16 protein-coding genes are annotated in these 12,247 nt (G+C 68.1%); 7 read left to right on the forward strand and 9 right to left on the reverse strand.

Going from position 1 to position 12,247, the window contains the following annotated elements:
- The first annotated feature begins 207 nt into the window (after positions 1-207).
- Positions 208-546, forward strand: coding sequence for a hypothetical protein (locus ON41_RS07475; protein ID WP_040746347.1), 339 nt, complete (start codon positions 208-210; stop codon positions 544-546).
- 6 nt (positions 547-552) lie between these two features.
- Here ON41_RS07475 and ON41_RS07480 read toward each other — a convergent pair whose 3' ends face one another.
- Complete coding sequence (locus ON41_RS07480) at positions 553-843, reverse strand: GNAT family N-acetyltransferase (RefSeq protein ID WP_040746349.1); 291 nt, start codon at positions 841-843, stop codon at positions 553-555.
- 35 nt (positions 844-878) lie between these two features.
- Positions 879-2,237: an FAD-binding oxidoreductase gene (locus ON41_RS07485; RefSeq protein ID WP_040746351.1), complete on the reverse strand. Its 1,359-nt coding sequence runs from the start codon at positions 2,235-2,237 to the stop codon at positions 879-881.
- 114 nt (positions 2,238-2,351) lie between these two features.
- Between ON41_RS07485 and ON41_RS07490 the strand changes: the two genes are divergently transcribed.
- Entirely contained in the window at positions 2,352-2,672 is a 321-nt protein-coding gene (locus ON41_RS07490; protein WP_040746353.1) for a GroES family chaperonin, read from the forward strand.
- A gap of 134 nt (positions 2,673-2,806) precedes the next feature.
- On the opposite strand, the gene ON41_RS07495 is transcribed toward ON41_RS07490, so the two are convergent.
- Positions 2,807-4,255, reverse strand: coding sequence for an MFS transporter (locus ON41_RS07495; protein ID WP_040746354.1), 1,449 nt, complete (start codon positions 4,253-4,255; stop codon positions 2,807-2,809).
- A gap of 164 nt (positions 4,256-4,419) precedes the next feature.
- Here ON41_RS07495 and ON41_RS07500 point away from each other — a divergent pair, with 164 nt between their 5' ends.
- Positions 4,420-5,007 (forward strand): TetR/AcrR family transcriptional regulator, encoded by a 588-nt coding sequence (locus ON41_RS07500; RefSeq protein ID WP_040746356.1) that lies wholly within the window; start codon positions 4,420-4,422, stop codon positions 5,005-5,007.
- A 1-nt stretch (position 5,008) separates the two neighbouring features.
- On the opposite strand, the gene ON41_RS07505 is transcribed toward ON41_RS07500, so the two are convergent.
- From ON41_RS07505 to ON41_RS07515, 3 genes are read right to left on the reverse strand one after another with little or no spacing between them, the layout of a single operon-like run.
- Positions 5,009-5,653: a Type 1 glutamine amidotransferase-like domain-containing protein gene (locus ON41_RS07505; RefSeq protein WP_040746358.1), complete on the reverse strand. Its 645-nt coding sequence runs from the start codon at positions 5,651-5,653 to the stop codon at positions 5,009-5,011.
- Positions 5,653-6,468, reverse strand: a complete 816-nt coding sequence (locus ON41_RS07510) for a maleylpyruvate isomerase family mycothiol-dependent enzyme (protein ID WP_040746360.1) — start codon at positions 6,466-6,468, stop codon at positions 5,653-5,655. Before ON41_RS07510 ends, ON41_RS07505 begins: the two co-directional genes overlap by 1 nt.
- Positions 6,465-6,914 carry an HIT family protein gene (locus ON41_RS07515; RefSeq protein WP_040746362.1) on the reverse strand — a complete coding sequence of 150 codons (450 nt, stop codon included), beginning with the start codon at positions 6,912-6,914 and terminating at the stop codon, positions 6,465-6,467. The genes ON41_RS07510 and ON41_RS07515 overlap by 4 nt, the downstream gene beginning before the upstream one ends.
- A gap of 255 nt (positions 6,915-7,169) precedes the next feature.
- Here ON41_RS07515 and ON41_RS07520 point away from each other — a divergent pair, with 255 nt between their 5' ends.
- The 4 genes from ON41_RS07520 (at position 7,170) to ON41_RS07535 (ending at position 10,484) form a co-directional block, all read left to right on the forward strand.
- Entirely contained in the window at positions 7,170-8,303 is a 1,134-nt protein-coding gene (locus ON41_RS07520; protein WP_040746364.1) for a Re/Si-specific NAD(P)(+) transhydrogenase subunit alpha, read from the forward strand.
- Positions 8,303-8,620: an NAD(P) transhydrogenase subunit alpha part 2 gene (locus ON41_RS07525; RefSeq protein ID WP_040746366.1), complete on the forward strand. Its 318-nt coding sequence runs from the start codon at positions 8,303-8,305 to the stop codon at positions 8,618-8,620. Before ON41_RS07520 ends, ON41_RS07525 begins: the two co-directional genes overlap by 1 nt.
- Before the next feature lie 3 nt (positions 8,621-8,623).
- Complete coding sequence (locus tag ON41_RS07530) at positions 8,624-10,039, forward strand: NAD(P)(+) transhydrogenase (Re/Si-specific) subunit beta (RefSeq protein WP_040746368.1); 1,416 nt, start codon at positions 8,624-8,626, stop codon at positions 10,037-10,039.
- Between the two features lie 136 nt (positions 10,040-10,175).
- The gene (locus ON41_RS07535; RefSeq protein WP_040746370.1) at positions 10,176-10,484 is read left to right on the forward strand and encodes a hypothetical protein; all 309 of its coding nucleotides are present in this window, start codon (positions 10,176-10,178) and stop codon (positions 10,482-10,484) included.
- Here ON41_RS07535 and ON41_RS07540 read toward each other — a convergent pair.
- From ON41_RS07540 to ON41_RS07550, 3 genes are all read right to left on the reverse strand, one after another.
- The gene (locus ON41_RS07540) at positions 10,478-10,753 is read right to left on the reverse strand and encodes a ribosomal L7/L12 family protein (protein WP_157185396.1); all 276 of its coding nucleotides are present in this window, start codon (positions 10,751-10,753) and stop codon (positions 10,478-10,480) included. The genes ON41_RS07535 and ON41_RS07540 overlap by 7 nt on opposite strands.
- 57 nt (positions 10,754-10,810) lie before the next feature.
- Complete coding sequence (locus tag ON41_RS07545; protein ID WP_040746374.1) at positions 10,811-11,599, reverse strand: oxidoreductase; 789 nt, start codon at positions 11,597-11,599, stop codon at positions 10,811-10,813.
- A gap of 72 nt (positions 11,600-11,671) precedes the next feature.
- Positions 11,672-12,247: a TetR/AcrR family transcriptional regulator gene (locus ON41_RS07550; protein ID WP_040746376.1), complete on the reverse strand. Its 576-nt coding sequence runs from the start codon at positions 12,245-12,247 to the stop codon at positions 11,672-11,674.

Below are 12,247 nucleotides of genomic sequence, written 5' to 3' on the forward strand. Positions count from 1 at the left end.
TCCTGTGGCAGTCCGGCCGCGCGCAATCCCCGCGAGCCGGCTGCGCGCAATCCTGCGGTAGTAGGCTCGCGCGCAATCCCGTGGTAAACCAACCGCCCATGATCCCGGCGTGCTTGTGGCCGGGATCTGTTCTTACATACGTACTTTCAGTCGCAATCGGGCGAATTGGGGCTATCTAACCGGCCGTGTACGGAGCACTATTGATGCATGGCCGGCGTCGAGATCAACGACAGATTCGTCCGGCGCACGTTGGACAACGGACGGATCGAAGAGGTGGCATGGCACGACCTCACGGAGGTGCGGATCATCACGACAGCGGACGGACCGTTCGCCGACGATGTCTTCTTCGTGTTGATAGGCGCCCAGGGAAATGGTTGCGTCGTGCCACATTCGGCGGCCGACTCGGCCTTTCTCGTGCGCCTGCAGCGGCTGCCGGGTTTCGACAACAGCAAGGTGATCGAGGCGATGGGTAGCGTCACGGACCGGCAGTTCCTGGTGTGGCGGCGCAAGAGCTCGAACGCGGGCACCTCGCCCACCAGGAATTAGCGCCGCTCAGGCGACCAGGTCGGCGTATTCGCGGTGCTCGCCGATGAACTTTTCCACATACCAGCAGGTCGGAATGATGGCGAAGCCCGCCTCGCGGGAATCCCGCAGCGCGTATTCGACGACCTGCGCGGCCACGCCCAAGCCGCGGAATTCCGGGAACGTCAGGGTGTGCTGGAGATCCCGGGCCTTCCGATCGCCGACGACCACTTCGCTGTAGTCGGCATAACCGGCGAGAGTGTCGTCGAGGTAGATCTCGTATCGGGTGTCGTCGACGTTGTGTTCGAGCCTGGTCGTCATGTGCGGTGAAACTCCTCGGTGGTATCCGTTTGTTCCTACAGCACCGCGCCGGGATTGAGAATGCCGTGCGGGTCGAGCGCGTCCTTGATGCGGCGGGTCAGGTCCATCACATCGGGGCCGAGCTGATCGGGCAGCCATGCCTTCTTCAGGCGGCCGACGCCGTGCTCGCCGGTGATGGTGCCCCCCAGGGCGATGGCCAGCTCCATGATCTCACCGAAGGCGAGGTGGGCGCGGGCGGTCTCGTCCGGGTCGTGCGGATCGTGCACGATCAGGGGGTGGGTGTTGCCGTCGCCGGCGTGTGCGATCACCGACACCAGGACGTCGCGGCGCGCGGCGATCTCGGCGATGCCGGCCACCAGCTCGCCCAGCCGCGGCAGCGGCACCCCGACGTCCTCGAGCAGCAGCGTGCCGCGGCGTTCCACCGCGGGGATGGCGAATCGCCGTGCGGCGGTGAACGCCTCGCCCTCCTCGGCGTCCTCGGTGCTGAAAACCTCCACCGCCCCGGCCTTCTCGCACGCGGCGACGATGACGGCGGCCTCCTCGGCCGCATGCTCGCCCGGTGCGTCCGAGCGGGCCACCAGCAGGGCGGCGGCGGAACGGTCCAGGCCCATGCGCAATTCGTCCTCGACGGCGTTGATCGCCACCGAGTCCATGAATTCCAGCATCGAAGGGCGCAGCCGGCCGGTGACGCCGAGGATCGCCTCGGTGGCGGCGGTGAGCGTGGAAAACGTTGCGACGACGGTACTCTGGGGCGGCTGCGCGGGCAGCAGGCGCAGGGTGAGTTCGGTGATGATGCCGAGGGTGCCCTCGCTGCCGACGAACAGCTTGGTCAGCGACAGTCCCGCGGAATCCTTCAGCCGCGGGCCGCCCAGGCGCACCGCGGTGCCGTCGGCCAGCACGACCTGCATCCCGAGCACGTAGTCGGTGGTGACGCCGTACTTCACGCAGCACAGGCCGCCGGCGTTGGTGGCGGCGTTGCCGCCGATCGAGCAGATCTCGAACGAGGACGGGTCCGGCGGGTACCACAGCCCGTGCTCGGCGACGGCCCGCTTGACCTCCGCGTTCAGCAGCCCCGGCTGCGCGATCGCCGTCCGGGTCACGGGGTCGACGCTGATCTCGCGCATGCGCTCGGTGCTCAGCAGCAGCGCGCCGTCCTGAGCCGTGGCGCCGCCCGACAACCCGGTCCCCGCCCCGCGCGGGACCACGGGCACGCGATTCTCGTTCGCCCACCGCACGGTCTCCGACACCTGCTCGGTGGTCGTGGGCCGCACCAGCGCCAGCGGCGTCCCCGCCTCCGGATCCAGCGCCCGATCCTGCCGATACCCGGCGAGTATGTCCGGATCGGTGATCACAGTGCCCTTGGGAAGCAGCGCGGCAAGGGTGTTCACATCCACACCTCCGAAACTACGTGCTCACGGGCTGAACGAGCGTCCCCGCCCTTGATTCCGGCACGCTTTTGGCCGGAATCCACCGGAAATCTCCCCCTTCCGCGGGAGTACACTGCCGCGGTGCCCGATGCCAAGCTAGAGATCCAGATGCTGCACGACCGGGTCATGGTGCACGTGGCCCAGGAGTCCGGGGAGCGGCGCAGCAGTGGAGGCATTCTGATTCCGGCCACCGCGCAGGTCGCCAAGCGCCTCGTCTGGGGCGAGGTATCCGGCGTCGGCTCGCACGTCCGCAGCGTCGCCGTCGGCGACCGCGTCCTGTTCGGCGCCGAGGACCAGTTCGAGGTCGAGCTCCAGGGCCAGACCTACCTGGTCCTCCGCGAACGCGACCTCCACGCCGTCGCCAGCGAGCGCCCCGAACACGGCACCGGCCTCTACCTCTAGCGCAGTACGGCACTCAGGCCGCCACGGCACTCACCTCACCACCCCATTGTCCCGGCACGCTTTTGGCCGGGACCTACCACCTGCGTGCAGTAGATTCCGGCCGAAAGCGCGCCGGAAAACGGAGTACCGGCGGGCTATGCGGGCTGACGGGGGAGGGTGAGGGCGGCGGCCAGGACCGTCGCCAGGACGGCGAGGCCGGCCAAGGCCGCGGCCTGCATGGCGAAGACGTAGTCGCCTGTGCCGTGGGCGGTTCCGAGGGCCGAGAAGTAGATGGTGCCCAGAACCGTTGCGCCGATGGCATTTCCGAACTGCTGTGAGGTGGTCAGCACCCCGGCGGCCATACCGGCCTGCTGCGGCGGGATGCCCGAGGAGAGGACCGCGCCGATCGCCGAGGGGATGGTCAGCCCGTTGCCGATGCCCACGATCATCATGCCGGGGATGAGCGCCCACACGCTGAGATCCGTTCCGGCCCAGGTCAACACGATCAGAATCAGACTGATCCCGACCAGGCTGGTGAGCGTGCCCGCCACCATGACCCGATTGCCGATCCGATTCGCGACCGGGCGGGCCAGGAAGAACGAGCTGCCCGCGAAGCACAGTCCCAGCGGCGCGAAGGCGAGCCCGGCATGCAGCGGCGTCAGCCCGAGCCCGTTCTGCAACAGCAGCGTCAGGCACAGCATGAATCCGGCGAAGAAGGTCAGGTAGCCGCCCGAGATCACCAGGCCGGACCGGAACACCCGCTCGCGCACCATGGCGAGATCGATCACCGGCTGCCCGCCGCGGCCCGGCAGCCGGCTCTCGTAGCGCAGCGTGAGCGCCATGACCGGGACCGCGGCCGCCATCGACAGCCACGTCCACAGCGGCCAGCCCACGGTGCGGCCCAGCGTGATCGGCACCAGCACCAGGGCCAGGGCACCCGAAATGCCCAGGGCGCCTATCGGATCCAGCCGGGGACGCTGGGTGCGCTCGTGCCCTGGCAGCCAGCGCACGGCCAGCGCCGCGGCGGCCAGCCCGACCGGCACATTGATGTAGAAGATCGTGCGCCAGCCCCAGCCGAACAGGTCGGCATCCAGCAGGATGCCGCCGAAGACCTGACCCGCGACCGCTCCGAGACCGACGGCGGCGCCGTAGGCGGCCATGGCCTTGGCGCGCTCGGCCACGGGGAACAGGGTGTTGATGAGGGCCAGCATCTGCGGCACCATCAGCGCGGCCGTCGCTCCTTGCAGGATGCGGAACGCCACCAGTGCCCAGGCATTGGGCGCCAGCCCGCACAGCAGTGAGGCGGCGGCGAAGGCGACCATGCCGATCACGAACAGCCGGCGGTGACCGTGCAGGTCACCGAGCCGGCCGCCGGTGATCAGCCCGGAGGCGAACGCGAAGCCGTAGCCGCCGACGATCAGCTCCAGCGCCGCTTCTCCGGCGTGCAGGTCGGTCTGTAGCGAGGAGGCCGCCACATTGACCACGAACCAGTCGAACATCGCCATGAAGATGGCGCTCAGCACCACGGGAAGGACCCGCCACCGCGCCGGGTACGGATCGGGTGCGGTGTGGACTGTCGCTGGGAGGGAAGGGGATTCGAGCATGGACACGTCGTGCTCCCGGAATCTGGGTGGGGCCGATAAGGCGCGACGTTGCGCCGTGGGGAGTGAGGCGCGTGCCTCACGAAAGCTGTAACTAACCGGTTGGTTGAAACTATTCCAGCGTCCCGCGGCCTCTGTCAACCAATTAGTTGGTTACCATCGACACCATGACTCCCCGAGATCCCGAGGCGACGAAGGCCCGCATCTTCGACGCGGCCACCAGCGAATTCGCCGCGTACGGGATCGCGGGCGCCCGGGTGGACCGGATCGCTCGCAACGCCAAGGCCAACAAGCAGCTGATCTACGCCTACTTCGGGGACAAGCAGGCCCTGTTCCAGCAGGTGCTGGAGAAGGCGATGGTCGACGTGGCCGCCGCGGTCACCACCGATATCAGCGATCTCGACAACTGGATCGACCAGCATCTCGACTATCACCGCGCGCATCCGGAGTTCCTGCGGTTGCAGATGTGGGAGGCGCTGGAGGTGGGCGCGAAGGACGCGGTCGCCGGTGAACAGCGGGCGGCGCGGTACGCGGACAAGAAGGACAAGGTCGCGGACGCGCAGCGCCGGGGGCTGATTCGCGACGACCTCCCCGCGGGGCAGGTGCTGACCCTGCTGATGGGCCTCATGAACTATTCGGAGGCGGTGCCGCAGGTCCGCCGATTCCTGGTCGGCGACGACTTCGATCCGGACGGGCTGCGGCCCGTCATCAAGGATGCCGCCCGGCGCGCGGTGGCTGCCCCGGACGAGAGCTGAGCTAGCCGGTCAGCACCTCGACGCGAGGCCCGTCGACTACCACCGCATCGTGGTCGGTGAGCGCCCAGTGCGCGACTCTTTCGGTCCGGTAGCGCTCGACCAGCCGGTTACTGGATCCGGTCGGGTCGGTATCGGGGGAGTTCACGTGCGGCACGATGCGATGATCGACCAGACCCAGTCCGTCCCACCGAGGTTCGATGCCGCAGGCGGTCCTGACCTCGGCGGGATCGTCGGCCTCCTCCAGCCCGTGCAGGTCGGGGGTGAGCAGGCACGCGCCCGCGCTGTATCCCGCGTACGCGAGGGCGTCCTCGGTCAGCAGCTGTGAAATGACCAGATCCGCTGCGCTGCGGGCGAATTGGGCGCGCAGGACGAAGGTGTTCCCGCCGCGCACCCACAGCAGAGGATAGCCGCGCAGGGTGCGCTCCAATTCCGCTGCGCGGCCGATGTATTCACGCAGATCGACCACGTCGGGCCGAAAGCCCAACCGGCGCAGCGGAACCACGTCGCTGGTCACCGCGCCCTGCCAGGCCGCGGGCCACGCGTCGCAGGCGTTCGGAATCACAGCCACCCGGCCGGGCGCGTCGATCAGCGCGGCGAGCCGGTCGTAGTGGGCGCCGAATCGGTAGCTGGACAGGAACAGTCGCATCAGATGGTGAAGGCGAGGTTGCGGACCAGTCGGTTCCCCAGCTCCGTATCGCCGGCGACGGTGACGTCCCCGGCGTGGGCGTCGGCGTCGACCCGGCCGCCGCGCAGCCGCGCGAACAGGCCAGACGGCATCTCGATCGTCACGGTCGCGGGCGCGTCCAGGGCGTCGACGAGTTCGGCGCGGCCGTCCACCACGATGTGCAGCCGCCGGCTCACGGGCCCGGTCAGCGAGAACGTGACGCGGGACCCGTCGGGCGCCTGGGCCTTCTTGACCACCGCACGGCCGATGGTGGGCGTGAGTTCCTCGAAGGCGATGGCCGCCCGCGGCCCGCCTTCGTCCACCGCGACGCCGAGCGCGTCGGCGATATCGAGTTCGTGCATCCAGCAGTCGAACAGGCGGACCTGCATGAACCGGGCGTAGGGCACCAGGCCGACAGGGGACTGGGTCGGCTCCAGCCAGGCCTCGTCGCTCATCCCGGCCAGCGCCTTGCGCCGCCGGTCGGTCACGTCCCGGAATTCCGCCAGTAACTGGGTTCCCGGCCGCGCGCGGCGCGCCTCGATCGCGCGTTCGTTGAGCGCGCCGATCTCGTTGCGCACGTGCGCGAATCCGCTGACGTCCGTGTCGAGGCTCGGCACCGGCACGCCCAGCAGCATGCATTCGGTGCCGATCACGTGCGCGATCACATCGAAGACGGTCCACCCCGGCAGCGCCGTCGGGGTGCGCCACCCCTGCTCGTCCAGTTCGGCGACCAGGCGTGCCAGTACGTCCCACTGGTCAGCCAGGGCCTGGGTGAGTTCGGCGCGGTCGATACTCATGGTCGGGTCCCCTTCTCCTCGGTGTCGAGCCGGTCCAGCCCGGCGCGGATCGCGGCCGCGGTGGCGTCGGGTTCGCGCGAGCGGCGCAGCACGAAACCCCGCGCGAAGGTGAACAGGTCGCCGTCGCGGCGCGGCACCACGTGCAGGTGGACGTGGTGCACCGTCTGGAAAGCCGACTTACCGTCGTTGAGCACCAGATTCGCGCCGTCCGCGGCCAGATCGCTGCGGCGCAGCCCCTTGGCGATGCGGTGGCCCAGAGTGAAGATCCGCGCCCCGAGCTCGTGGTCGAGATCGTCGAGGTTCGTGGCGTGCGCCCGCGGGACGACCAGGGTGTGACCCCGGGTGATCGGGCGGATATCGAGGAACGCACACAGGGTCTCGTCCTCGTAGACCTTGGTCGCGGGCGCGGCGCCGGAGACGATCCGGCAGAAGATGCAGCCACTCACCCGGCTGACATTACGGCGTACGACCGTGCGGGAACAGCCCCGCCGCGTCGACGGTAGCCCCTATATCCGGACAAGGGGGAGGAATTTCACTCAACAGTGTGACGTTGATCTCGGCTACGCTCACCGCGGGCCGGGTACAGTTGCGAAGATTCTCAGCAACCTACTGGAAAGTAAGTTGTGAATCGCTTGACCGGTCACAGCGGCCCACCACCGATGACGGGGGCCAGCTGCCACCACGAGTAAGGAAGTTGACCAGTGGAGACAACGCAAAGCGCAGACGCGGACGCGCCGCGCGGGACGTCTGTCGGAGTCGTGCGCGAATCGGGCGCCGACGAACGACGCGTCGCGTTGGTGCCGAAGATCATTCCAGCCCTGCAGAAGCTGGGCGTGCAGGTGATCGTCGAATCCGGGGCCGGCTCAGGCGCATTGATCCCCGACGAGGCGTATGTCGAGGCGGGCGCCACCCTCGGCGATCCGTGGTCGGCGGATGCGGTCGTGAAGGTCGCCCCGCCCAACGACGCCGAGATCGCGAAGCTGTCGAAGGGGCAGACGCTGATCGGCTTCCTCGCGCCGCGCAACGCCGACAACAAGATCGGCGCGCTGAAGGCCGCGGGCGTGCGAGCCTTCGCCGTGGAGGCGATTCCGCGCATCTCGCGCGCGCAGGTGATGGACGCGCTGTCCTCGCAGGCGAATGTGTCCGGCTACAAGGCGGTCCTGCTGGCGGCGTCGGAGTCGACGCGCTTCTTCCCGATGCTGACCACGGCCGCCGGCACGGTGAAGCCGGCGACGGTGCTGGTCCTCGGCGTCGGCGTGGCGGGCCTGCAGGCGCTGGCGACCGCGAAGCGACTGGGTGCCCGCACCACCGGCTACGACGTGCGGCCCGAGGTGGCCGATCAGGTGCGCTCGGTCGGTGCGCAGTGGCTGGACCTGGGTATCGACGCGGCCGGTGAGGGCGGCTACGCCCGCGAGCTCACCGACGACGAGAAGGCACAGCAGCAGCAGGCCCTCGAGGACGCCATCAAGGGCTTCGACGTGGTGATCACGACCGCCCTGGTGCCCGGCCGTCCCGCGCCGCGGCTGGTCACGGCCGCCGCGGTCGAGGGGATGAAGCCGGGCAGCGTGATCGTGGACCTCGCCGGGGAGACCGGCGGTAACTGCGAGCTGACCGAGCCGGGCAAGAACGTGGTGAAGCATCAGGTCACGATCGCGTCGCCGCTGAACCTGCCCGCGACCATGCCCGAGCACGCCTCGGAGCTGTACTCGAAGAACATCGCCGCCCTGCTGGAGCTGATGGTCGTCGACGGCGCGCTGGCGCCCGACTTCGACGATCAGGTGCTGGCCGATTCCTGCGTCACCCGCGACGCCGAGACGGAGAAGGAGCAGAGCTGATGTACACCGAACTGCTTGCCAATATCGCGATTCTGGTGCTGTCCGGGTTCGTCGGCTTCGCCGTCATCTCCAAGGTGCCCAATACGCTGCACACCCCGCTGATGTCGGGAACCAACGCCATCCACGGCATCGTCGTGCTGGGCGCGCTGGTGACGCTGGGGCGCATCGAGCACCCGTCGGTCGTCACGCAGATCATCCTGTTCGTCGCCGTGGTGTTCGGAACGCTGAACGTCATCGGCGGTTTCGTGGTGACCGACCGGATGCTGGGCATGTTCAAGGGTAAGAAGCCCGGTGCGGCTGAGAAGGCGGGGAAGTAACCGATGGATAATTTGGTCAACATCCTCTATATCGTCGCCTTCTCGCTGTTCATCTACGGCCTGATGGGCCTGACGGGCCCGAAGACGGCGGTGCGCGGCAACTGGATCGCCGCGGTCGGCATGGGTATCGCGGTGATCGCGACCTTCATCGCGGTGCGCGATACCACCAACTGGATCCTGATCATCGCCGGCCTGGTCGTCGGTGTGGCACTGGGCATTCCGCCCGCCCGGTTCACCAAGATGACCGCGATGCCGCAGCTGGTGGCCGCGTTCAACGGTGTCGGCGGCGGTACGGTCGCGTTGATCGCGTGGTCGGAATTCCTGAATACACAAGGGTTCTCGCGGATTCCCGAGGAGCCCACCGTGCACATCGTGATCGGCTCGCTGTTCGCGGCGATCATCGGTTCTATCTCGTTCTGGGGCTCGCTGATCGCGTTCGGCAAGCTGCAGGAGATCCTGCCGGGCAAGCCCATCGGCGTCGGAAAACTACAGCAGCCGTTGAACATTCTGCTGCTCGTCGGGGCCGTCGCGGCGGCCGTGGTCATCGGCGTCGGCGCCGCGGGTGACGGCGTGTCCGGCTGGTGGATGGCGCTGCTGCTGGTGCTGGCGGCGGTGCTCGGGCTGATGGTGGTGCTGCCGATCGGTGGCGCCGATATGCCGGTGGTCATCTCGCTGCTCAACGCGCTGACCGGATTGTCCGCCGCCGCAGCGGGTCTGGCGCTGAACAACACCGCCATGATCGTCGCGGGCATGATCGTCGGCGCCTCGGGTTCGATCCTGACCAACCTGATGGCCAAGGCCATGAACCGGTCCATCCCGGCGATCGTCGCGGGCGGATTCGGCGGCGGCGGAACGGCTCCCGGCGCCGGTGGCGACGGCGAGCAGAAGCAGGCCAAGGCCACCTCCGCCGCGGACGCCGCGATCCAGATGGCCTACGCCAACCAGGTCATCGTGGTGCCCGGCTACGGTATGGCCGTCGCCCAGGCGCAGCACGCGGTCAAGGAGATGGCGAATCTGCTGGAGGCCAAGGGCGTCGAGGTCAAGTACGCGATCCACCCGGTCGCCGGCCGGATGCCCGGGCATATGAACGTGCTGCTGGCCGAGGCCGAGGTGTCCTACGACGCGCTCAAGGAAATGGACGACATCAACGGCGAGTTCTCCCGCACCGATGTGGCGCTGGTGATCGGCGCCAACGACGTCACCAATCCGGCCGCCCGCGAGGACTCCTCCAGCCCGATCTACGGCATGCCGGTGCTGAACGTCGACCAGGCGCATTCGGTGATCGTGCTGAAGCGTTCGATGAACTCCGGCTTCGCGGGCATCGACAACCCGCTGTTCTACGCCGACCACACCTCGATGCTGTTCGGCGACGCCAAGAAGTCCGTCGGCGCCGTCACCGAGGAACTCAAGGCGCTGTAGTCGATCCGGTAGCGGCCCGTACCTCCGAAAGAGGTGCGGGCCGCGGCAATTGCCCGCCCGATTCGTACTACGCTGGACCGGGTACCGACATCCCGCGGCCGGGTCGGACTCGCCGCGAAAACCGGAAGGGGCGGGAATGACGCTGCGTGAGAAGGTCGGAATCCCCGTGGCGGATCCCTCGCCGATCTACGGCACGCCGCACGAGACGGCCGACGGGTCCACGGTCATCACCGTGTCGACGTCCGGTGGTCTGTTGCGGCCGGGCCCGCGACCGCTCGGGATCTTCGTTCTCCGGGGTGACGAGGTGACCTGGAAACCGGCCACCGACGACGGCCGGGTAGCCCTGATCGCGGTGGTGACCGGTCTCGTGGCGGCCACCTTCGCCACGCTGGCGATGGTGCGCCGGCCGCCGTGGCCGGATATGACGATCACTCAGACTCAGTAGTACCGGCGCTCCCGCTCCTCCACGGCGTCCTTCGCGTCCTTCAGCGAGACTCCGGGAAACGTCTCACGGTAGACCTTGATGGCCTGGATCTTTTTGCCCTGGGCCAGGAGGTCGTCTATTTGCGTCGCCGGGAAGCCCTCGGGCACCGGTCGCGCCTGTGAAATCGGGTGCGACGCAGGGATGTCGGCGATCTGAAGGTGCCGCATTATCGCGTCGAGTTTGCGTTCGACGCGATCGAGTTGCTGTTCCAGGCGGCGATTGGAGAACATGTCCGAACTGTAGCGGGGCATGTGATCCGGTGGTTCGATTCGCACGCCCCGCGCAGCTCAGGCGGTTTTCAGCGTCCCGCCGTCGATAACGTGATCGGCCCCGACGATATTGGCGGCCCGGGGCGACACCAGGAAGGCGACCAGCGCTGCGACCTCCTCGGGTTCCGAGATCCGCCCCGAGGCGATGCCGATCTGCTCGGCGATCCCCGCGAGCAGCGTCTCGTGCGAAATACCCTGTGCCTCGGCGACTTTGGCTCCGAAGCCCTTCGGATCGCGCCACAGCGGGGTCCCGACCACGCCCGGGGAGACCGTGTTGACCCGCACGCCGCGCGGCCCGAACTCCTCGCTGAGCCGCTTGCTCACCGAGGTCAGCGCGGCCTTGGCCTCGCTGTAGCCGACCGGCCCGACCGCGGGCAGGTGCGCGTTGATCGAGGACACGTTGACGATCGCGCCCCGTCGCTCCAGCAGGCTCGGCAGGGCGGCACGGGTCGTGCGGATCGCGCTGAACAGGTTGAGGTCGATCATGGTCTGCCACTGCTCGTCGGTGGAGTCGAGGAATCCGCCGAGGTCCAGGCTATTCGCGTCGCCGCCGCCGACATTGTTGATCAGAATATCGATGCCCCCGAGTTCGGCCAGCGCCGCGTCCACCACGGAGGTCGCCCCCTCTGCCGTGCCGAGATCGACGGATACAGCTGCGGCACTGGCTTTTTCGAGTTCCGGCGTGACGGTGCGCGCCGCGCCCACGACGCGCACCCCCTCGGCGGTGAGTTCCTCGGCGATCGCCAGGCCGATGCCGCGGCTGGCTCCGGTGACGAGGGCGGTCTTGCCGGTCAGTTCGAGATCCATGGAAATTACCTTTCTTGAACAACAGGTCAAAAACTTGGGTACAGATGTGGACGGAATGGGAAAACGTAAGGGTCAGAGGGTGGTCAGGGCCGTATCGATGATGCGGTACAGGGCGGGGGCGTCGTTGGTCTTGGCCATGACGCGCAGGCCCGCGATGGTGTTCATGAGGAACTCGGCCGCCTGCTGGGGATCGGTGGCGCGGTCCACATCGCCGTCGCGGCGGCCCTGATCGATGCGGGCGGCCATGGCGGCGACGGTGTGGTCCTGTGCGGACCGTATGGCGCGGGTGATCTCCGGATCCCGATCGGCGAACTCCGTCGCGGTATTCACCGCCAGGCAGCCGCGCCGAACCGGTTGGGCCGCATCGGTATCCACGAGGGAGCGCAGGAATGCGCGCAGCGCCTCGCGCGTGGTCCCCGGGCGGGACATGTATTCGCCGGCCACCTCCGCGCCGATGCGGTCGTACCGTTCCAGGACGCGGTCGAACAGCTCCCGCTTGCTCCCGAATGTGTTGTACAGGCTGCCCTTTCCGATTCCGGTGCACTCGGCGAGCTGTGCGGGGGAGGTGTTGGCGTAGCCGTACGTCCAGAAGGTGTCCATCGCCAGATCGAGTACCGTCTCCGGATCGAAGTTGCGCGGCCTGGCCAT

Origin of the sequence: Nocardia transvalensis NBRC 15921 (assembly GCF_000308875.1) — a bacterium.
In the GTDB taxonomy this organism is placed as follows: Bacteria; Actinomycetota; Actinomycetes; order Mycobacteriales; family Mycobacteriaceae; genus Nocardia; species Nocardia transvalensis.